This window comes from Arcobacter rhizosphaerae, assembly GCF_049472155.1.
GTDB lineage: Bacteria > Campylobacterota > Campylobacteria > Campylobacterales > Arcobacteraceae > Arcobacter_B.
Genome location: NZ_JBMOVW010000002.1, coordinates 474,361 through 496,784 on the forward strand (window position 1 = coordinate 474,361; position 22,424 = coordinate 496,784).

Consider the following 22,424-nt stretch of genomic DNA (forward strand, 5'->3'; position numbering starts at 1 on the left):
ATAATTATTTGTATTTATGAAAAGTAGTATATTAAAAGAAGGCTAAATTAAAAGTTAGTTTTTATAAGGAAAATAGTAATAGGTTTAAACCTATTACCATTCAAAATATGTTGATGCAGAAAGAATTGAATCATATTCAATGCTCTCTTTACCAAACTCAGTTTTTACAAGTATTTTATCATCAGATGCTTCTAAAAGTTCACCTTTATAAACTTCTGTAGCAATATCTTTGATTTTTACTTTATCTCCTATAGAAGCTTTAAAATGATCTACAGTTTTTAGTTTTCTCTCAATTCCAGGTGAGCTTACTTCTAAATTATAAACTCCACTCATTGGTTCTTCAACATCTAAAATAGGAGAAATCATTCTTGAAATTTCAGCACATTTATCTAAAGTTATTCCACCTTTTGCAGTAACATAAACTCTATAAATATTTCTATCATTTTCTTTTGTTGTTACAATATCATAAAGTTGAGCATCTAAACTCTCAACAGCTAGTTTAATTGATTCTTCTAAACTCATTACTCTTCTTCTTTTTTGTCTTTTTTTATTTGTGCAAAAAGTGATTCTATATTTCTTGACTGCTCTAATGAAGTATCATTAACAAACTTAAAGTTAGGACATTTATACCAACCTGTACTTGCTAAAATATGTGATTTCATTCTTCCATTAGCTTTTTTTAGCAGTGAGATAATTTGATTAATTTGATTTTTATCAAAATCACTTCCATCAAAATATACAATTGCATCATATTTACCATTTTTACAATTCACACCTGTAATAGGTAAAGATCTTATTCTTTCATCTGCCATACTTGATAGAGCTTCTGGAATTAGCTCCATCAATAAAGATTCTGTTCTTTGTAGATTAATACTTTTCATTATTTATCGTCAATAGAAACTTTTTCTTCAATTTGTATAAATGTTTCAACAAAATCACCAACTTGAATGTCGTTGAATTTTTCAAACATTACACCACACTCGTAACCATTAGATACTTCTTTAACATCATCTTTAAATCTCTTAAGTGATGAAATTTTACCTGTATAAGTAACAACACCATCTCTAATGATTCTTGCTAATCCACCTCTAATTACTTTACCATCAGTTACAATACAACCTGCAACTGTTCCAACTTTAGGAACAACAAATGTATCTCTAACTTCTGCTTGTCCTGTATTTTCTTCTCTAATTACTCCACTCATCATACCAGATAAAGTATCTTTAACATCATCAAGTAAGTCATAAATAATTGAGTATGTATTAATAGTAATACCATCAGCTTTTGCTTTTGATTTAACAGAACCAGTAGGTCTTACGTTAAATCCAAGAATAATACAACCCTCTGAAGCACTTGCAAGAACTAAATCTGATTCAGTAATACCACCTACAGCAGCATGAATAACTTTTACTTTTACTTCATCATTAGCAATTTTTTCTAATGACCCTTTAATAGCTTCAAGTGAACCACCAACATCAGTTTTAATAATTACTGGAAGTTGTTTAATTTTACCTTCTGCAATTAAACCACTCATTTCTTCTAATGAAACTTTTGTAGATTTAGATAACTCTTTTGCTCTTTCATGTTCAGCTCTCTTAGTTGCTATATCTCTTGCTTCTTTATCAGAATCTTGTGCAACCATAATAGCACCAGCAGCAGGAACTTCATTTAAACCTAAAACAGAACCAGTTTCTGATAAACCTAATTCTTTAACTGGTTTTCCCATATCATTAGTAATTGCTTTAACTCTACCATAAGTAGTATCACAAACAATATTATCTCCAACTCTTAAAGTACCATTTTCAACAATAATTGTAGCAACAGGTCCTCTACCTTTTTCAAGTAAAGACTCAACAACTGTAGCTTTTGCTTTAGCAGTTGGATCAGCTTTAAGCTCTAAAATTTCAGCTTGAAGTAAAATATTCTCTAATAAATCATCAATTCCAGCACCAGTTTTTGCTGATACTCCAATAAATTCTATATCTCCACCCCAATCTACAGGAGTCATATCTCTTTCTGCCATTTGAGATTTAACCATATCAATATTAGCAGCCTCTTTATCTATTTTATTTACAGCAACAATAATAGGACAGCCAGATGCTCTTGCATGAGAAATAACTTCTTCAGTTTGTTGTTTTACACCATCATCAGCTGCAACAACAATAATTACAATATCAGTTACACTAGCACCTCTTGCTCTCATAGCAGAGAATGCGGCGTGACCTGGTGTATCAACAAAAGTGATTTTTTCACCATTTTTTTCAACAGTATAAGATGAAATATGTTGTGTAATTCCACCAGCTTCTCCTGCTGCAATTTTAGATTCTCTAATTTTATCTAATAATGATGTTTTACCATGATCAACGTGTCCCATAATTGTAACTACAGGAGGTCTAGTCTCAAAGTTTGAATCATCAATATCTTCTTCATTATACTCTTCAACATAGTTAGCATCTTCTAAAGCATCTTTTACTGTTACTTCAATTTCAAACTCTTCTCCAAGAATCTCTAATTCATCTTGTTTTAAGAAGTCATTTTTAGTAACCATCATTCCTAAACCAAATAGAACACTAATTACTTCAGATGCAGATTTTCCACAAGCTTCAGCAAATTCATATACTCTAATATCTTCAGGAATTGTAACTTCTTTTATTTCAATATTCTCTTCTGCTTTTCTTACTTTTTTCTTTCTTTTTCTTCTTTTTAAACCTTGTGGTCTATTACCAAATGCAGCTGGTTTTGAACCTCTTGCTTGCTTATTTGGATTAGTATTTGTTTTTTGTTCTTCAAAAAGTTTAGAAGTATCAGATAAATCCATATCAAGTAAAACAACTTCTTCACCTAAAAGTGAATCAGTAGAAGTATTATTGAATTCATTGTTATCTCTTTGAACTTCAAGTTTTTTACCATGAGTTTGAGTTTTTGCTGGTTGTTTTTTCTTTTTAGCTTTTGCTTTTTTTGCAGCTTCTTCATTTACATTAGCTTGAGGAGTAATTTTTTTCTCTTCTTTTTCACCACCTAAAATTTCACTAAGTGATTTCATTTTAGCTTTATCTGTTGAAGGAGAATGAGTTATTATTTCTTCTTTTGGTTCAGGTCTTGGTTTTTTCTTCTTAATAATTTTAAGACCTCTTCTTTTTGGAATAATCTTTTTAGGTTTATTCTCTACTTTTTCTTCTACTACTTTTGCTTCTTCTTTTTTTTCTACACTTTTAATAGGTTTAGATATAGCTTCTTCTTTCTTCTCAGTTTTAATTTCTTCAACCTTTTTAGGTGCTTCTTCTTTTTTTTCTTCTTTTTTTGAGTCTTTTTCAACTACTGTCTCAACTTTTTTTGGCGTAGTTTTCTTTGGTGCCGGTGTAGCTTTTGCTGCTAACTTTTTACTTTTACCGGTCATTATATAGTTTGCAATTTCTTCTGCATCTTCATAAGAAACTGCACTTTGAGGCGATTTAAGTTCAATATTTAAATCTTTTGCTTTCGTTATTACTTCTTGACTACTTGCTCCTGCCTCATCTGCAATTTCATAAACTCTTACTTTATCTGACATCTGCTAAAATCTCCTTAAGTTGTAGAACATACTTATCTTTATTTTTACACTCTCTACATAGTGCGTTTTCAAATCTTTTATAATCTTTTTGATTATTATCTTCTTGTACTTTTTTTATACATGAATTACAAAGATAAAAACTTCTACCTTTGTTATTATATAGTACAATTTCTTTTTCTTCACATTTTAACCTTAACAACTCATTTTGTTCAAATTTTCCTCTACAAAAAATACAAGTTCTTAAGGTTTTTTTCGAATTAGCCAATTATTATACCTAAAATATACTTATTTATCAAAAAACTTATAAATCTATCTTTACACCAGTATTATCAAAATCACTTGTAAATACTTTAAAATGTGAAAATCTATTTCTTAATGCCTTTTCAATTCTCTTTGCATCATCTGCAAAACATATAGAAAATAGTGTTGAACCAGAACCTGAAAGTGTACTCATTAAAGCTCCGTTTCTAAGAGCAGTTTTTTGTACATCAAATAACTCTGGCATTTGTTTCATTCTATATTTTTGATGAACTTTATCTAAAGATGCAGTTCTCAACATCTTCCAATCTTCATTCATAAATGCTGCTGTTAATAAAGATGAATGAGAAATATTAAAAATAACATCATCTTTTGAGTATTTAAAAGGTAAAGTTTTTCTTGATAATTGAGTAGATATTGGTCTATTAGGTACAACAATTACAGCTTTTAAAGCTTTTGGTATTGATTTATTAATATATCTAACTTCATTTTCTTGTACTGTTGCAACATTAAATCCACCCATTACAGCAGGTGTAATATTATCTGGATGATTTTCATAAGCTAAAGCTAAATTTAGTAACTTATTTTTATCAAGTCTAATTCCCTCAATAGCATAAGCACTAGCAATTGCTGATACAATTACAGCAGAAGAACTTCCTAAACCTCTTGATAAAGGAATTTCATTAAAAAATTCAAATCTAAAATGCCTTTTTTTATGAGACAAATTATGGTAAAAATCATTAAATATAGAGATAAACATATTGTTATCTTTTAGTACTGGATTATTTGCACCCTCACCTTTTAATGACACACTATGAAATTTTGATGGTCTAATTATAACTTGATTTTTCATTGTGATTGCAAGACCTAGGGAATCAAAACCAGGCCCTAAATTTGCACTAGTAGCTGGAACGCTTACTTTCATCTATTTCCTTCTTAAACAGCAGGTAAATTATAAATTGGTAATGTCTGTTTATTAAAATTTATTTTATTTATACTCTTAGGTAATTCAAAGTCGCGAATTATACAATCTTTTTCTAAAAAGTCTACTTTAATTTCATTTTCTTCTTGAATAAAATATTTTTTACCTAAAGCTTTTATTGGAGAGTTTTTATTAAATTCAAAACCACTACAAGCTCTTAATTGAATATTTTTAGTAATACTAATTGTTTTTAAAAATACATAAGAAACTTTTATAGCCATGTAAGAACCTGGAGTATTTACATAATTTAATCTATTTATTTCATATTTTTTTAATATTTCTTCAAAAAGTTTTGGAAGTAAATCAGAAGTTTTTCCCTCTAACTTATACTCTTTAATCAAATTTTCATTTTCATAAATACCTATTAAAATAGGATTTGAAATACTTATAACTAAAACTTCAGTCAAATTTTTATCCTAAACTTCAACTCTTGAATAAGCTAATTCAAACACTTCTGCTTCTTCATTAGCTTCTTCTAAATCTATAATTTCATAATTTTCTTTATCTTTATAAAGCTCTTTTGTTAAAAGATGATTTAAATGATGACTTCCTGCAATTGCATCATATTCCCCTACAAGAGTATATCCAAGTAAAGCCATATCACCAATTGCATCAAGAATCTTATGTCTTACAAACTCATCATTATATCTTAAGCCCTCTGGATTTAAAACCTTAGATTGATCTAAAACTATAGCATTTTCCATAGATCCACCTTTAGCAAGACCAATACTTCTTAAATATTGTACTTCATGTAAAAAACCAAATGTTCTTGCTCTACTAATATTCTCTTTATATTCAGCAATAGAGTAATCAAAATGAAAGTTTTGCTCCCCAATAGAAGGGTGATCAAAATCAATCTTAAAATCATAAATGATTCTATTTGAAGGTTTTAAACAAACTCTTTTACCCTCAGCAGTTGTAACTTCAACTTCTTTTTTAACTTTTATTGCTTTTTTTGATTTATTTAACTCTTTTATTCCTGCTTCTTCAATAAGCATACAATAACCTGATGAACTTCCATCTAATACAGGAACTTCATCATTATCAATAACAACTCTTAAATTATCAATTCCATAAGCATAAACAGCTGATAATAAGTGCTCAATTGTTGAAACAACAACATCATCTTTTCCAATTACTGTAGCCATTTTCGTATCAACCACATTTTCAATTGCCAAAGGAATAGTTACACCAGCGTCTACTCTATAAAAAACTATCCCCATGTCAGAGTCTAATGGTTCTAATTTCATTTTTACAGGAACGCCTTTATGTAAACCTACTCCAACAATTTCTACACTCTTAGCTATTGTTCTTTGTTTCATTTAGTATCTATCACTTTCTTTGCTTGATTTAATATCTTTTTAACATTTATATCTATCCATTTTTTATCCATCCACTCTAATGGATTTACTTCAAGACCTTGAACCAAAACTCCAAAATGTAAATGATCTCCAAATACAGCCCCAGTTGAACCAGTATTTGCTATATATTGTTTAGCATTTACAAAATCATTTAATTCAATATTTAACTTACTTGTATGTGCATATAAAGTAGCTAAACCAAATCCATGGTCTATAATAGCAGTATGTCCATAAATTCCTAAATAATCTTTGAATATTACTTTTCCAGGGTTGGTTACATAAATTTTTGCATTTCTGATACTTGCCCAATCCATACCTAAATGCCAAGCTTCATCAATCTTTTCACCTTTATAATAATAATGTCTTCGCTCTGCATATCTAGAAAAAGTCTTTGAACCTCTTAATTGTTTGAAAGCATCTAAATCAAATTTTGAAACTTGTGAAAAATCTAAATTCTGTCTTGAAACATCTTTTAAAAGTTTCACATTTTGAGATCTTAAGTCTTTATTTGTAGCAACAAATGCCTCAGCAGTTCCCTCTGGAATATCAAATCCACTTTTAGAAAGTACATTTTTACTTACTTTTTCTACAAAACTTTTAGAAATTTTAATATTATCTACTTTTACTTTTAACTCTTTTATATAATAAGGTACTTTAGTAGTAGTTTTATTTCCCGCTTTATCAATAGCTATCAAATTTACTCTTTTAAACTCTTCTATTGTAACAGGCCAAGCAATAATCGCCATATAAAAATTCTTCTTATAAAAAGGAATAAGTTCAAACCTTTCTTCCTCATTAAATGAAATATAAAAATCTTTTAAATTTTCATCTTTTACTTCAACAACAACTGTAGCACTTCCACCTTGTCTTATTAAATAAGAATTACTAACTACATTTGCTATAGGTTTTTTTCTATCAATATCAATAACAAAATCTTTACTAGTTATATTTCCATTAAAAAAATTCCATTTACTGTTATCAACTACTTGAGTTTTTAAAACTATTTGTTTAGGAGGAGTGTTAAGTCTAGTAAATTTAGGCGGAATAATTTCTACAACTATATTTTTAGCATCATTATTTAGAATTTTTGTTTCTAACTTAACTAATTTATCTCCATCTAAATATGCTACTTTATAAGATTTAATTCCATTATCATCAGTAAATTTTAATTTTAACGGTTTTTTAAAATTCCAAAACTTATCTCCTGTATAGACAACTTTAGGGGCATTCTTTTCAAAAGTTGGTGAAAAAAATACAAAAGCTGTAACAGCTATTATTAAAAGAACAACAATATATATTAATAAATTTTTAACTTTATTACTCTTTTTTCTATTTATAAAACTCAAAAATTTCCTTTATAACTAAATTTTTTGCTTCTTGTTCATCTATTGTATCAATAGTACAACCAGCAGCATTTAGGTGTCCTCCACCATCAAATTGTGAAGCAATTCTAGCAACATCGAATTTTCCTTTTGAACGTAAAGAAACCCTTGTGCTTCCATTTACTATTCTTACGAAAAAAGCAACTCTTACTATTGCCATACTCATAATCATATCTAAGGCATCTTCACAATCTCTATTGTGAGCACCTGTTTGTTTAAACCATTTTTCTTTTGCATAAATAGAAGCAACTTCACCTTCTTTATAAAGTTCTAAACTATTTAATACCTTAGGTATGATTCTATATTTAGCTAGTGAGTCTCTTCTTAAAAGCTTATTTGCTATTGAAGAAGGATTTGCTCCACATTGAACTAAAAAATTAACTTTATCAAAAGTTAATTCATCACATCTTCCTAAAGAAAAAGCTAAAGAGTCATCATAAATACCTACATAAAGTGCAGTTGCTGAATTCTTTGTAATATATAATCCATTATGTTTAAAAAAATCATAAACAATCTCAGCTGTTGAACTTTTCATTGGATCTACTATATTTATAGTTCCAAAACTATCATTTGATTTATGATGATCAAAGTTTATCAAAGGAATATTAGAATCTAGTTCAAATCCTAATCTTTTATATGTTCCGCAATCCACAGATATAGCTAAGTCAAAAAACTTAGGTAACTGATCTGTGATTTTGTCAAATCTTTCTATAAAATTTAAGTTTTCAGGTAAATCAGAACTTATATTAAATACCTTATGCTTAATTTTATTTTCATGAAATAAATTTGAAAGTGCTAATGCTGAACCAATAGAATCAGGGTCTGGGTTAACATGAGTAATAATTAAAATATATTTACTCTTTTCTATTAGATTTAAGGCTTTTGTATAATCAGCCATATCTATTTTATTACTAACAATAAAATCTTTTTTCAACCCTTCTCCTTTAACTGCATTTCAATTTTATTAAACTTATACTAACAAAAAGTTAACAATATTTTACTTCTCTTAGTCAAATTTCATTGAAAAGTCTAACCATGTAGCTTGATGAATAATACTTCCACTACTTATAGCGTCTACACCTGTTTTTGCATAAGTTTGAATAGTATCAAGATTAATATTTCCACTAGCTTCTAGTAAAATATGTGGATATTTTTCATCTCTATACTTAACTACTTCTTTGATTTGTTCAGGAGTCATATTATCACACATAATAATATCAGCACCCGCTTCCATTGCTTCTTCAACTTGAGGAAAAGTTTCACACTCTATCTCAATTTTTGTAACCCATGAAATTCTTTTTCTTGCTTTTTTAATAAATTCTTTTAAATTTTTAATAGTTCTTAAGTGCGTATCTTTAAGCATTAAACAATCATCAAGTCCAAGTCTATGGTTTATAGAACCACCTACTCTACTTGCATACTTTTCAAAATCTCTTAATTGAGGTCTTGTTTTTCTTGTATCAAGTAAAACAACATCATAACCTTCTAAGAGTTTTGCATATTTATTTGCCATAGTAGCAATACCACTCGCATGTTGAAGCATATTTAAAAAAGTTCTCTCAGATGAAAGTAAAATTGAAGCCTTACCTTCAAGTTCAGCGATAACTTCACCTGCTTTTATTTCATCACCATCTCTTTTTAAAAATTTACAATCAAACTTTTCAGTTCTTGCTAATACCTTTGCATATTGAATTCCTGCAACAATACCATCTGATTTAGAAATTGCTCTTGCTGTAAATCTACCTTTTGGAGCCACATCAAAAAATAAATCTCCTCTTCCATTATCTTCAATAATGGCATTTTTAACAAACTTTTTTATGTTTATCATACTTCAAACATCCTTTCTAATGCTATTCTTGCATATTTTACAGTCTCTTCATCAACAAAAATCTCATTCTCTTTTGAGATATTATCATCTTTAATAGATTTTAAAGTATTGTAAACATCTTCAAGTGTTGTTTCATTCATTGTTGGACACTCAGGTTTTGTAGAGCTTAAAATATAAGTATTTTTCTCTCTTAATCTATTTACCATATTAAACTCAGTTCCTACAGCAATTTTTTGATCTTCTGGTAACTCTTTAATATAAGTAATTAATTGAGAAGTTGAACCTACAAAATCAGCTTCATCACAAATAGAAGGATCACATTCTGGGTGAACTGCTATTAAGATATCTGGATATTTGTTTCTATAAAACTCTATATCTTCCACAGTAAACTGCTGATGTACTGAACAAAAGCCGTTATAACATATAATATCAGCCTCTTTTAAATCAGTCCCATCACCAACAACTGCTGATTTTAGATTTAAAGATTTTGCAAAATTTTGTCCTAAACATCTATCTGGAACAAAAAATATTTTTTTACCAGACTTTAAACCTTTTTCAATAATTTTATAGGCGTTTGATGAAGTACAAACCATTCCACCCATTTCACCAACTCTTGCTTTTACTCTTGCACTTGAGTTGATATATGTAATAGGCAAAATATTTTCATTTGGAATTCCGGCATCATTTATCTGTTTTAAATTTTGCTCGTAATAACCTTCATCAATCATTCTTGCCATTGCACAACAGGCAATTTTTGGCATTAAAACTCTTTTTTGTGGATCAAGTACTTTTACACTCTCTCCCATAAAACCAACACCACAAAATACAATAAATTTTGATTTTGTTAGTTTTGCTTTTTTGGCTAGTTCTAAAGAGTCACCTGTAATATCTGCTAATTCAAAAACTTCATCTCTTTGGTAAAAGTGAGCTACAAGTGTTACATCTAGCTCCTCTTTAAGCTTTATTATCTCTTCTTTTAAATTCAAAATAAACCTTCAATAAAACATATTTAAATGATAATATAACTAAATTTTAGTTATAATCCTTTTAACTAAAAAGGTGAAAACTCACTACAGACAATAAATAAAGGTAATAAATGGATTTTTTAACAAACCCTAATATGCTATTTTATCTAGCTGCATATTTAATAGGTTCTATTCCTTTTGGACTACTACTTGCAAAAACTTTCGCAGGAGTTGACATCAAATCCCAAGGAAGTAAATCAATTGGTGCAACAAATGTACTAAGAGTAGTAAAGCAAACAAATCCAAGCTTAGCAAAAAAACTAGGTATCGCAACAGTTATACTTGATGCACTAAAAGGTACAGTAGTTATTTTAATAGCAATGAGTATGGGAATGAGTGAACAAACACTTTGGGCTATTGCAGTTTTAGCTGTTTTAGGTCACTGCTACTCTATATATTTAGGACTTGAAGGAGGAAAAGGAGTTGCTACAGGACTTGGTGTATATATAGCGCTAGTGCCAGTTGCTACTTTAATAGGAGCACTTACTTGGATAATAGCTGCAAAAGTACTTAAAATATCATCTGTATCTTCACTTTTAGGATTAACAGCAGTAATAATAAGTGCAACACTTATGAATGATGGATTAAATATAGGCTCAAATGTACCAATGTACTTAATCGCTTTTATCATATACTATAAACATATCCCAAATATAGTAAGAGTAATAAAAGGAGAGGAAAAAAAAGTTATCTAACATAAGTTTTTTTCCAAATAAAAAGAGAGTTAAGCAAAACTAACTTCTCTTTTTTTATAACAACTCTATCATCCTTAATTTTTAATATAATATACTCAATACAAAATCACAAGATAAATTTATTCACAATACTTTAAAAATTTAATACTTAATACAAGGAAAGACAAATGAAGCAAAATCTAACAATAAACATAAAACAACTAACATTTAAATGTATAATAGGAATACTTCCTTTTGAAAGAAAAGAAAAACAAAGAGTAATTATTAATATTTCATTTAATTACACATATAAAAAAGATTACTTTATAGATTATAGTGAGATATCAAATTATTTAAAAAAACAGATGAAAAAGAAGAAATTTGAGTTATTAGAAGAGGCTATCGCCTATATAGAGGCAAAGCTATACAAAATGTATAAAATAAATGACTTAAAAATAGAAATAATAAAGCCAGATATTTTAAGTGATTGTATTGTATCACTAAGTAATTAATCAAGGGTTAATGAGCTGTTAATTAAAAGTAACCTTAAATTAACACACAATTAACATGAAAAAGATAACTTTTAAGAAAACTTTAAAATTTAGTGCTGTAGAATGACCGTAACGGTAAGCCGGAAAAGTTTTAAAACTAGTTTTTAAATGAGTTCGCGCGCTCCGGTAAACTGATAAAAGATTTCGAAATTTTAGGAGAACAAATGAAAAAAATCGCAAAATTAAGTTTAGTAGCTGCAGTAGCAGTAGCTGGTTTATCTACAAGTTCATCAGCAGCATCTTTAGAAGAAGCAATCAAAGGTGTTGATATTTCTGGTCAAGTAAGATACAGAATGGAAGATAAAAAAGTAGTAAACGGTCAAGATACTGCAGAAGATCAAGATGTAAATATTGATGTAAAAGTAAAAGTTCCTGTAACTGACAATGTAACATTTGTTGCAAATGCAAACTATGATGATGACACTCAAGAAGGAGGAGCAACTGCTTCTGATTCATCTGGAACATTAGATCAATACTACTTCCAATACTCAGATGGTGCAGTAACTGCATTATTAGGTACACAAGATATTCCAGGAAGATTAACTGACTCTGAAGAAGCTTCTGGTCTTGTTGCTTTATATAATGCTGGTGCATTCACTGTTGGTGGTGCTGCATTCTATAATGCAGATTTAACTTCTGAAAGTATCTATTCTGTGATTGCAATGGGTAATGTAGGGCCTGTTTCTTTATTAGGTCAATACGTTACTGCTGATGATCAATTAGATGCTTACAATGTTAAAGCTGATGCAACATTTGGAATGATTAAAACAGGTATTGAATATTCAGAAATTGAATTTGAAAACACAACTGTAGCTGCTGCATTAAATAGAACACAAAAAGATGACAACTCTACATTTAAAGCATACGTAGCTGGTGAAATTGGTATTGTATCTGCTTCTTTAGCTTATGCTGCAACTGGAGATAATGGTTCAGGTTCTATTGATGCTGCTGATGAAACTCCTGCAGAATTCTTATTATGGCAAATGGGATCAGCTGGTGTTGCTGACTTAGATGCTTATGCTATTGATGCTACAGTTAAAGTAACTGACAAAATTTCTGTAAGAGCTGCTTATGCTGATGGTGAGCATGGTTCTGCAAACACAGATATCAATGAAACTTTAGGTCAAGTTAGTTATAAAGTAGCTAAAAACTTAAATACTTACATTAGATATTCTGAACTAGAAAATGGAACTTTAGAATCTAATAGAGGAAGAATTGAAGTTAAATATACTTTCTAATTCTTTAATCTAATTTGTAGATTACTAAACTTAACTAAAGGCTAGAAGTTTTCTTCTAGCCTTTTTTTATTTAAAATAAAATCATCCTTAAAATATTAACAAGTCTTATTATGATAAACTATCTTTTTTAAATTAAAAGGATACAAATGAAACTTTTAAGTTCAATTACATTAGCTTTATTATCAACAACTTTAACTTATGCACAAACAACAATGTGTTTTAAAGAGAATCACAACTCTATGTCAACAATCGAATCAACAAAACTTGATGGAGGAGAGTGTAAAAGTAAATACACACTAAATGAAATGAAAGCTAAAGGTTATAAAATAGATGATATTAAAATCTCTAATAATCCTAATGGTAGCTATAGCTTTGTATATATTTTGAAAAATGAGACATCAGGTTCTAGTTTTAATACTGTACTAAATGAAAAAGAATTAGAAAAAAGAATCATCAAAAAAATGAAGATTCAAGAACAAAAAGAAAAAAAAGAAAAAGAAATCAAGAAAAAACTAAGTTTAATTTCAGACGGTAAAAAATTATATATAAATAAATGTCAATCATGTCATGGTGTAAAAGGTGAAAAAGCTGCATATAATGTAGGAACACCTATAAAAAATCTATCAGAAAAAGAACTAATTTATAGTATTAATCAATATTCACTTAATTCAGATTATGGTCATACATATAATATTATTATGAAATCAGTTGCTGATGGTGTAACTAAAAAAGATATAAAGAAAATAAAAGCATATCTAGATTCTATCAACAAGTAAGTAACCAAATTAGAACCTAACTAGGTTCTAATTGATATTTATTTTACTTCTAACCACTTCTTATACTACTTTTTTGTATAATCCATTCAAAGGATTGAATTATATGGATGCATACGAATATAGTGAACTATTAAAAACATTAAATACTAAACTTGAAAATATTAAAGGTATTTTAAAACCTGATGAATTAAATACTAGACTAAAAGAAATAGAAGAGTTAGAAGCTCAACAAGACTTTTGGAATGATGTAGAAACAGCTACAAAAATTGGTATTGAAAAAAATAGAATACTTTCAAAACTTAGTAAATTCAACAAAGCAAATGAAGCCTTAAGTGGGACAAATGAACTTTATGAATTAGCAAATGAAGAAAAAGATGAAGATACTATTGAAATGCTTTATGAAGAAGCACAAGAACTAAAAGAGCTTATAAAATCAACTGAGATATCTGTAATGCTAAGTAACCCTGATGATGCTTCAAATGCTATAGTTTCTATTCACCCAGGTGCAGGTGGAACAGAGTCACAAGACTGGGCTTCTATGCTTTATAGAATGTATTTAAGATGGGCGGAAAGATCAAACTTCAAAATTGAACTACTTGATTATCAACCAGGAGAAGAAGCTGGAATTAAAGATGTTTCTTTTATAGTAAAAGGTGAAAATGCTTATGGCTATTTAAAAGCTGAAAATGGTATTCACAGACTTGTTAGAATCTCGCCTTTTGATTCAAATGCAAAAAGACATACTTCTTTTGCTTCTGTTATGGTAAGTCCAGAAATTGATGATAATATTGATATTGAAATTGAAGATAAAGATATTAGAATAGATACATATAGAGCAAGTGGAGCTGGTGGTCAACATGTAAATAAAACTGAATCAGCTATTAGAATCACTCATATAGAGTCAGGTATTGTAGTACAATGTCAAAATGACAGAAGTCAACATAAAAATAAAGCAAGTGCTATGAAAATGCTTAAATCAAGGCTATACGAATTAGAACTTGAAAAACAAAAAGCAGATAAAGATGGTGTTGAAAAAAGTGAAATTGGATGGGGTCATCAAATTAGATCTTATGTACTTCAACCTTATCAACAAGTAAAAGATACAAGAAGTAATATTGGTTATTCAAATGTTGATGCTATTTTAGATGGAGATATTACTAAGATTATTGAAGATGTATTAATAGCTACAAGTAAATAAAACTAAAATTCAATTTAAAAGTGCGAATCAATTCGCACTTATTTTCAAAAATTATTCCCTATTACAAATAGTTTTATATATACAAAAATTACAAGAGGACTTTTGTTGCGTTTTCTCAAAATTTATATCATTCTTACTAAGTTCTTTTAAGTCATTAAGCTTTTCACTTAATAATTCTAATTTTTTATCAAGAGCAATTTCTTCTATTAATTTTGTAGAATTTAAATCATAATAAAAAGTATCAATTGTATCTGTTTTATATAATTCGTTTACAGCTAAATAATAAAACTCTAATTGAAAATCAATAGATTTATCATAGTTTTTTAAAGTATCTACCTTTAAAGTAGATGATGTTTTATAATCAATAACTTCATATCTGTTTGTTTGATTATTAAAATCGATTCTATCAACAATACCTTTTAAATTTATTCCTTCAAAATTAATATCAAATCTTTTCTCTAAACCTAATATTCTTGAATTCTCTAATCTTTTTGAATCATATAAATAAAAATCATAAAGTTTCTTTTTCCATATTTCCAAATCAAGTGCTAAAAGTGGATTTTCACTTCTATATTCATGAAATAGGTTTTCAATTTTTCTAAAATCTAATTCGAATGATGTAGTATCAACTGTATAATACCTTTCAAGTATTTTATGAACAATATCACCAAGTTCAAATGCCTTTGGTTTCAAAGAAGTATAATGCTCTTTAATTTTTAAAATATATTGTAAATAAAACTTTCTTTTACAATCTAAAAAAGTTTTCAAAGAACTAGCTGACCAAGAAAATTTTGTTAAATCAACTCTATCAATTATATCTTTATCAAAATGCTTTAAAGTATGATTATTATATAAAATATGTCTATAAGAATTATCATAAACGCCATAATCAACTTTTTCTTTAAAAAGTTCATTTGCAAATCTTGTAATTTGATTTGAATCAGAGTTAACATAAGAAATATAAACTTCTTTTGAAGAATCAATCAATCTTTTATAATAATATTTTTGAAGTAATTCTCTATCACTTAATGTTGGAAGATTTGTCATTGCTTTAATCTTTGATGATAAAAACTTATCTTTTACAGAAGCTTTTGGAATAAATTGTTCATTAAAATCACAAACAATAATTGCATCAAATATATTTGCTCTTGTTTCAAGTAATCCTAGAACTGTTATTTTCCCAGAATTAATATCATCTAATTTAATCTCATTTATTCTTTGTAATAATATTTTATATACATCTTTTACTAATAATGAATTAGAAGAAGAAAATAGTAGTCTTTTTAACTTGTAAATTAAGTCATCAAATTTTTGTAATATTTCATTATTAGTTTCAAATGTTTTTATATAATCACATAAAAAACCAAAGTTTTCAATAGTACAAATTTTTGTATAAATTTTTTGAATATTATCATCAACAAACTTTTTATCTATTTTAAGATATCTTAGTCTTTCTATAGTCACTATTTCTTTTTCATTAAGATAGTTATATATTGCATTTGAAACCTCAAAAAGCTTCCTATTTTCTATAGATTTCCCCATAGCAAAGTTAAAGTATCGTTCATTATCAAATAACTGCACTGTAGAAGCAAAACTCTCATCAGGTAATACTAAAGCCATATTAGATGGATTTATACCTTTTTTGATACATTCTGTAATTGATGACTTTATAAATGCAATTTGGTTTATTCTTGAAGTAAAACCTTTTATTTCAATATTTGTATTTTTTGATTCTAACTTTTTTTTATAAGTGATTTTTTTTTCATTCATATTTATTATATATTCAAAATCTATATCTATAATATCATCTAAAATAAAATCTTTAAAAACTTCTAAGGACTTTTGATTATATTCATTTGAAAAAAACTTTATATTTAAATTTACTCTTTTAGATATTGCTTTTATAATATCAAATTCAATCTTTGTAAAATAACCTTCAAAAATAAGATTTATTTCACTGAATTTATCTAAGTAATTTTTATTTAATTCATAATATTTAAAATAAGTAACTCTATCAACAAAATCATTTTTATCTAAGATATCTACATAATTATCATAAATTTTTGATAATATTTCAAGATGTTCATAATAGTAATCATAGGTATCAGCTGTCTTAATATCATTAATTGAGATTTTTTCACTTGAAAGCTCTGTAAAAAATCTATATATGTATTCATTTTGTTTTAAAAATTTTGTAAAACTATCAGATATACCAAGTTTTGAAATATCTAAATCTTTAATAGCTTCTTTTAAAAATAAAAATCTTTGTTCTTCATCACAATATTTTTTATTCTTAAGAATTATAGATTTTTTAAAAAACTCATCAATTGTTAAAGTAAAAGGTAAAAGAGTATTAGAATTTTTTTGATCACTCAAAAAAGTTCTAATCGCTCTTGAAGTTGGGAAAACGAAAAGTCTATTTTTTTCTAGCATTTGTTTTTATATAAATATAACCAATATTACCATCTATAGTAAAAGTACCTGTTATATTCCAATTATTCTCTTCTTCAATTTTAAATTGTGTTAAATACTCATTATTTTTAATCTTAAATTGACTATTATCTAAAATAATATCTTTATCAACCGTACTACTTTTAGTAACTTTAATATTAATGTCTATTTCTTTTTTAGTATTTGATTTTTTATCTATTGCAAATACTTTTATTGTATTTTGACCTAGTAACATAATATCTTTATGTCGAGATATTTTTTCTAATACTCTTTGTGAATATTTTATATCATCAACTTTTAAATCAAAAGTTTTATCATTTAAAACAAGTTTTAAATCATATAATTCTTTAAATTTTTTATTTGAATTTATAATATTATTATAATTTTCATCAACATCTTGATATTTTTTCATAAAGCTTTGATCTTCATCAATGTTAGCTTGAGAAGTACTATATATAGTCCATATAATCATTGAAAATACAAATGAAAATATTCCTATAAAAAAAAGTGGCCAATAATTTCTTTTCTTCATAAATTTATGATTTCCTTTTTCTTAAAACTGCATAAGTATAAGCCAATAATCCAAGAACAATCATTGTATACATAAACACACGCCAAATAGTACTTGAAACTTTTCCTTGATTTCCTATACTAGATTCAAGTTTAATTTCTTTTTTAGAAGCTAAAGTATCAGCTATAGCTGCATATCCATTTAACATAGAAGCACTAACTTTTGCAAAAAGTGTATTTTTATCTTTAGAAGCTAATAAAGGCACAACATATCCATCTAAAATATCATCTTTATCTATATTTTTCTTTAATTCTTCATTAGAATAAATAAGATTTACATGAGTTTCTTCAATAAAAGCTGTTAAAAGAACATAAGGCTTTTGAAGTGCTGGCAAAATTTCATTTTCAAAATTTTTAATAGCAAGAAATTTCTTTTTCATAGGAAGTTCTTCATCTAAACCTAATGTTTGTTTTGTATAAATATAAACATTTACATTTAGTTTAGTTTTTACTTCATTTCCAATTTGATTGATTTTATCTTCTGCTCTTTTATCAATTAAATTATCATCATTGATAATAAAACCTTGAGCTAATAAGTTTTGTGATAAAAAAAATAGCAGTGAGAAAACCACTGCTATTTTAAAATTAACTAAATTTTTCATTTATCCAACGAACACTTTAGTTGAGTCAAAGAACCCATAGTAAGCTGTCATTACGGCAGAAACTAAAAGTAATACACCTATAATTTTTTCCATATTTTACTCCTTACTTACCATTACCAACAAGCTCATATTGCTTGTGGTTATCACTACTATTCATTTTTAAACCATTTAAATCTTGATTTATTTTATAGTAATTGTCAGCTTCGTCTTGTTGAACCTTAATACCATTAACAGTTAATACTGCTAAGATTGTAAGTAATAAAGCAGTTGCTATAAGCATCCCTGTAATACCATGTAATTTAAAGATTCCTCTTTCATTTTCATTCATTTGTGTATTTCCAGCCATATTACTCTCCTAAACTTCTAATATAAGTAGCTAATGCTTTTTCTTGAGTTTCGTTAAGTCTTCCATCAAAACTTGGCATTACACCAATATTTCCTTTTTTACCATCTTTTAATACAGCCATAACAATTGCATCATCATATTCTCTAATATTTGGTGCAACGTAAGCCATACCTTTACCATCCATACCATGACATCCAGCACAAACACCATAAGCTGCTGGTTGTTCACCTTGGAATCCATTAGCTACGTACTCTGCAACTTCATTGATATCTTTTTCTTCTGTTAACATCATTGGAGGCATTCCAGCTGGGTATGCAGTTTTTAAATTGTTTGCACCATTTTTAATCACATCCACAACTTGATTTTTAGCAAATCTTTTTGTTAAATTATGAGCTTTACCATTAATACCCTCAGCATCTACACCATGACAAGGAGCACATTGTACTAAGAATAATGAACTACCCATAGCTTCAAGTGTTTCTTGTGAAGGATTTTCCCATTTAGCTTCAAACTTTTTATTGTATTCAATAGTTTCTTCATTCCATTGACCAATTTGTGAAAAACCATTAATTGGATAACCAACTGTAAAGTACCAAAACATCCAAAGAATAACACCGATAAATGCTAAACCCCATCCAGAAGGAATAGGATTTTTATATTCACCAATACCATCCCAGTTTTCTTCAGCTAAATCACCACTAGCTGTATCATTTTTCATTTGATTAACATATTTAAGTGCTACAAATACTGTAATTGTAATAATTGCTACAGCACCTAACATTGTTAAGCTGTTAATATAATCATCACCTTTAAAAGCATCACCTGCGGCAAAGTAAGTTCCTGCTAATAAAGCGATGATAAGAACAATTCCACCTACTACCATAGATTTCATCTTATTTCTCCTTATTATCTATATCTTTATCTTTTTTTCTATCTTCTAGAGGAACCGAAACATCTGCATCATCATGCACTAATTTTGAATATTTTTCAAAATCTCTTTCACCCTTTTTATCTCTTTTATATATAGAGTAAGCATAAGAGTAAAAAATAATAAATACAGCTAAAATCAAAAAGAATTTAGCATAACCTTGCACAGTAAGCAGTGTTTCATAATCCATTAAGAACCTCTATTTTAAAGAATTTAAATATGCAATTAATGCAACTATTTCAGGAACCTGACCGTTTGCAACAGCATCTTTTACAGCTTGATTTTTCATATCAGCAGCAATTTCTTTAGCATCTGCTTTTGCTTTAGCAATAGCAGTTTCAAAATCACCTAATGGAACATCAATATTACCATCACCATCGATATCTACATCATAAGGTGTATTAAATACTGTTTTTACTGTATATGCTTCTGCATAAGCAGTTTCTAAATCAGCAATATTCTCAAATTGGTGAGGATAAGCTGGCATAATTGAACCTGGTACAACAGATTCTGGATCTAACATGTGATTTTCATGCCAGTCAGTAGTTCTGTAGTTACCTACTCTCCATAAATCTGGACCAGTTCTCTTTGATCCCCATAAGAATGGTCTATCATAAGCATACTCACCAGATAATGAATACATACCATATCTATCAGTTTCTGATTTAAATGGTCTAATTAATTGTGAGTGACACGCATTACAAGAATCTTTAATATATACTTGTCTACCTGCTAACTCTAATAATGTGTAAGGTTTAGTACCAACTGTTGGTCTAGACTGTTTTGCAAAATCAGGAATTACTTCAACAATACCTGCAAATGCAACAAAAATAAATACTAATACCGCAAAGAAAAACGGTCTTTGTTCAAACCAATGAAACATAATTTCCCCTCCTTCTTACGCAGCTACTGGTGTAGCATTAGCTGGTTCTTTGTCAAGTATTCTACCACATTTAACAGTTTTGTAAATGTTGTAAGCAAACATAAAGAATCCAATTAAGTATAATAATCCACCAACTGCTCTAATAGTATAGTATGGTTTTAATACAACTACTGTATCAATAAATGAGTAAACTAATGAACCATATTCATCATAAGCTCTCCACATCATACCTTGAGTAATTCCTGCAATCCACATAGAAGTAAAGTATAAAACAATACCTGTTGTTTGTAACCAGAATTGAGTATCCATTAATGATTTAGAGTATAATTCTCTTTTGTACATTCTTGGAACCATGTGATATAAAGCAGCCATAATCATAAATACAACCCAACCTAATACACCATCATGTACGTGACCAGGAATCCAGTCAGTAAAGTGTGCAATTGCATTTACAGATTTAATAGCTTGAATTGGCCCTTCAATTGTTGATAACATATAGAAAGTTGAAGCCAATACCATAAATTTAATTAGTGTATTTGTTTGTAATTGTTGCCATTCACCCTTCATTGTTAAAAGCATATTAATAGCTGATCCCCATGATGGTAAAATTAATACAACAGACATTACAGAACCCATAGTTTGCATCCAATCTGGAACAGTTGAATAAATAAGGTGGTGACCACCAGCCCATAAGTAAACAAATAATAATCCCCAGAATGCTAAGATCGATAATTTATATGAATAAACATTTTGACCAGATTCTTTAGGTAAAAAGTAATAAATTAAAGCAATAATTGGTGTTGTAAAAACGAATGCAACAGCATTGTGTCCATACCACCATTGTACTAATGCGTCATTTGTACCTGCATACATAGAAACAGAGTGAATCCACGATCCATAACCAGATACCATTGCAGTAGGAACTTCCATATTATTAAATAAGTATAACATTGCAACAGCAATAAATGTAGCAATCATATACCAAATTGAAATATATAAAGTTCTTTCTCTTCTAATTCCAATTAAACCAAAAATTGAAATTCCCCATAAAACCCACCATACAACAACTAAAATGTCTAGTGGCCACTCTAATTCAGCATACTCTTTTGAAGTTGTAATACCCATAAATAGAGTAACAACAGCTAAAAGAATTGTGATAAAATATAAAGCAAAATGTAATTTTGCAATAGCCATTAAAAATGGCGATTCTTTTAAAGAAACTTTTAATACTCTTTGAGAAAGGTAATACCATCCTGCAAAGATACCACTTAGAGCAAAACCAAAAGCAACACCATTAGTGTGTAAAGGTCTTAATCTACTGAAAGTACCATATTCCCCTGCTAAGTTATTTAAACCTGGGAAAGCTAGTTGAAACGCTAATATAACACCAATTGTCATACCAATGATACCAAACAAAATTGTTGCAAATGTAAAGGCTTTTGCAACTGAGTAATCGTACTCAATTTTTGCACCGTTTTGCATCAATCTCCTCCTACTAATTTTATATACAAGTCACAAATCGTCACTTATGCTAAATATTAGCTAAATGCCTCTAAAGTTTTACTTAATTTTAGTAGTATTTAAGTATTTTATTAACAAATATTTAACAATTAAATAACAACTCTATAATGATAATAATTATCTGTTTTGCTATTTTAATGTTATTTTTCTTATTTACAGTTTTATATAATCTAAACTTATGTTTTTATTGAACCTATTGGATAAATATATATTTTAAAAGGCCTTATTATAGGCTTTTGTTATTGCTTTTAGTTTTAAAAAGTTAAATTTTTATAAATCTAATATTTTATTTTTCTTTAA

Annotated in this window: 24 protein-coding genes; 5 read left to right on the forward strand and 19 right to left on the reverse strand. The window is 28.1% G+C overall.

Translation table 11 applies throughout. The features are described 5' to 3' along the window. Positions 1–93 precede the first annotated feature (93 nt). The 11 genes from rimP to nadA all read right to left on the reverse strand — a co-directional run bounded on the left by rimP (position 94) and on the right by nadA (position 10,347). Positions 94–522: a ribosome maturation factor RimP gene (gene rimP, locus ACH5BH_RS05380; protein WP_423297689.1), complete on the reverse strand. Its 429-nt coding sequence runs from the start codon at positions 520–522 to the stop codon at positions 94–96. Next, positions 522–881, reverse strand: a complete 360-nt coding sequence (gene rbfA, locus ACH5BH_RS05385; RefSeq protein ID WP_404306049.1) for a 30S ribosome-binding factor RbfA — start codon at positions 879–881, stop codon at positions 522–524. Before rbfA ends, rimP begins: the two co-directional genes overlap by 1 nt. Further along, positions 881–3,550, reverse strand: a complete 2,670-nt coding sequence (gene infB, locus ACH5BH_RS05390; protein ID WP_423297690.1) for a translation initiation factor IF-2 — start codon at positions 3,548–3,550, stop codon at positions 881–883. The genes rbfA and infB overlap by 1 nt, the downstream gene beginning before the upstream one ends. Then, a complete protein-coding gene (locus ACH5BH_RS05395) occupies positions 3,540–3,815 on the reverse strand; it encodes a DUF448 domain-containing protein (RefSeq protein ID WP_404306053.1) in 276 nt (91 codons plus the stop codon). Before ACH5BH_RS05395 ends, infB begins: the two co-directional genes overlap by 11 nt. Before the next feature lie 36 nt (positions 3,816–3,851). Then, on the reverse strand, positions 3,852–4,733 hold the full coding sequence (thrB, locus tag ACH5BH_RS05400; RefSeq protein ID WP_423297691.1) for a homoserine kinase: 882 nt from the start codon (positions 4,731–4,733) through the stop codon (positions 3,852–3,854). Between the two features lie 11 nt (positions 4,734–4,744). Further along, positions 4,745–5,197 (reverse strand): hypothetical protein, encoded by a 453-nt coding sequence (locus tag ACH5BH_RS05405; protein WP_404306057.1) that lies wholly within the window; start codon positions 5,195–5,197, stop codon positions 4,745–4,747. Positions 5,198–5,206: 9 nt separating this feature from the next. Continuing rightward, positions 5,207–6,112 carry a UDP-3-O-acyl-N-acetylglucosamine deacetylase gene (lpxC, locus tag ACH5BH_RS05410; protein ID WP_404306059.1) on the reverse strand — a complete coding sequence of 302 codons (906 nt, stop codon included), beginning with the start codon at positions 6,110–6,112 and terminating at the stop codon, positions 5,207–5,209. Continuing rightward, entirely contained in the window at positions 6,109–7,497 is a 1,389-nt protein-coding gene (locus ACH5BH_RS05415; RefSeq protein ID WP_423297692.1) for a M23 family metallopeptidase, read from the reverse strand. The genes lpxC and ACH5BH_RS05415 overlap by 4 nt, the downstream gene beginning before the upstream one ends. Continuing rightward, on the reverse strand, positions 7,481–8,467 hold the full coding sequence (locus ACH5BH_RS05420; protein ID WP_404306063.1) for a DHH family phosphoesterase: 987 nt from the start codon (positions 8,465–8,467) through the stop codon (positions 7,481–7,483). Before ACH5BH_RS05420 ends, ACH5BH_RS05415 begins: the two co-directional genes overlap by 17 nt. 72 nt (positions 8,468–8,539) lie before the next feature. Then, positions 8,540–9,361 carry a carboxylating nicotinate-nucleotide diphosphorylase gene (nadC, locus tag ACH5BH_RS05425; RefSeq protein WP_404306065.1) on the reverse strand — a complete coding sequence of 274 codons (822 nt, stop codon included), beginning with the start codon at positions 9,359–9,361 and terminating at the stop codon, positions 8,540–8,542. Next, complete coding sequence (gene nadA, locus ACH5BH_RS05430; RefSeq protein ID WP_423297693.1) at positions 9,358–10,347, reverse strand: quinolinate synthase NadA; 990 nt, start codon at positions 10,345–10,347, stop codon at positions 9,358–9,360. The genes nadC and nadA overlap by 4 nt, the downstream gene beginning before the upstream one ends. A 110-nt stretch (positions 10,348–10,457) precedes the next feature. On the opposite strand from nadA, the gene plsY reads away from it, so the two are divergent. The 5 genes from plsY (at position 10,458) to prfB (ending at position 14,823) form a co-directional block, all read left to right on the forward strand. Next, positions 10,458–11,081 carry a glycerol-3-phosphate 1-O-acyltransferase PlsY gene (plsY, locus tag ACH5BH_RS05435; RefSeq protein WP_423297695.1) on the forward strand — a complete coding sequence of 208 codons (624 nt, stop codon included), beginning with the start codon at positions 10,458–10,460 and terminating at the stop codon, positions 11,079–11,081. Positions 11,082–11,248: 167 nt separating this feature from the next. Continuing rightward, a complete protein-coding gene (locus tag ACH5BH_RS05440) occupies positions 11,249–11,572 on the forward strand; it encodes a dihydroneopterin aldolase (RefSeq protein ID WP_423297696.1) in 324 nt (107 codons plus the stop codon). Positions 11,573–11,775: 203 nt separating this feature from the next. Next, a complete protein-coding gene (locus tag ACH5BH_RS05445; protein ID WP_423297697.1) occupies positions 11,776–12,849 on the forward strand; it encodes a major outer membrane protein in 1,074 nt (357 codons plus the stop codon). Positions 12,850–12,995: 146 nt separating this feature from the next. Next, the gene (locus tag ACH5BH_RS05450) at positions 12,996–13,625 is read left to right on the forward strand and encodes a c-type cytochrome (protein ID WP_423297698.1); all 630 of its coding nucleotides are present in this window, start codon (positions 12,996–12,998) and stop codon (positions 13,623–13,625) included. 103 nt (positions 13,626–13,728) lie between these two features. Beyond that, complete coding sequence (gene prfB / locus ACH5BH_RS05455; protein ID WP_404306077.1) at positions 13,729–14,823, forward strand: peptide chain release factor 2; 1,095 nt, start codon at positions 13,729–13,731, stop codon at positions 14,821–14,823. A 51-nt stretch (positions 14,824–14,874) separates the two neighbouring features. On the opposite strand, the gene ACH5BH_RS05460 is transcribed toward prfB, so the two are convergent. From ACH5BH_RS05460 to ccoN, 8 genes are all read right to left on the reverse strand, one after another. Beyond that, positions 14,875–17,199 (reverse strand): PD-(D/E)XK nuclease family protein, encoded by a 2,325-nt coding sequence (locus ACH5BH_RS05460; RefSeq protein WP_423297699.1) that lies wholly within the window; start codon positions 17,197–17,199, stop codon positions 14,875–14,877. A 40-nt stretch (positions 17,200–17,239) separates the two neighbouring features. Then, positions 17,240–17,806, reverse strand: coding sequence for a hypothetical protein (locus ACH5BH_RS05465; RefSeq protein ID WP_423297700.1), 567 nt, complete (start codon positions 17,804–17,806; stop codon positions 17,240–17,242). A 4-nt stretch (positions 17,807–17,810) separates the two neighbouring features. Continuing rightward, positions 17,811–18,446, reverse strand: a complete 636-nt coding sequence (locus tag ACH5BH_RS05470; protein WP_404306082.1) for a hypothetical protein — start codon at positions 18,444–18,446, stop codon at positions 17,811–17,813. Positions 18,447–18,549: 103 nt separating this feature from the next. Further along, on the reverse strand, positions 18,550–18,792 hold the full coding sequence (locus tag ACH5BH_RS05475) for a DUF4006 family protein (RefSeq protein ID WP_404306084.1): 243 nt from the start codon (positions 18,790–18,792) through the stop codon (positions 18,550–18,552). Position 18,793: 1 nt separating this feature from the next. After that, a complete protein-coding gene (locus ACH5BH_RS05480) occupies positions 18,794–19,684 on the reverse strand; it encodes a c-type cytochrome (RefSeq protein ID WP_404306086.1) in 891 nt (296 codons plus the stop codon). 1 nt (position 19,685) lies between these two features. Continuing rightward, positions 19,686–19,910: a CcoQ/FixQ family Cbb3-type cytochrome c oxidase assembly chaperone gene (locus ACH5BH_RS05485; protein WP_404306088.1), complete on the reverse strand. Its 225-nt coding sequence runs from the start codon at positions 19,908–19,910 to the stop codon at positions 19,686–19,688. A 9-nt stretch (positions 19,911–19,919) separates the two neighbouring features. Then, the gene (gene ccoO, locus ACH5BH_RS05490) at positions 19,920–20,603 is read right to left on the reverse strand and encodes a cytochrome-c oxidase, cbb3-type subunit II (RefSeq protein ID WP_404306090.1); all 684 of its coding nucleotides are present in this window, start codon (positions 20,601–20,603) and stop codon (positions 19,920–19,922) included. A 15-nt stretch (positions 20,604–20,618) separates the two neighbouring features. After that, positions 20,619–22,085: a cytochrome-c oxidase, cbb3-type subunit I gene (ccoN, locus tag ACH5BH_RS05495; RefSeq protein ID WP_404306092.1), complete on the reverse strand. Its 1,467-nt coding sequence runs from the start codon at positions 22,083–22,085 to the stop codon at positions 20,619–20,621. Positions 22,086–22,424: the final 339 nt, after the last annotated feature.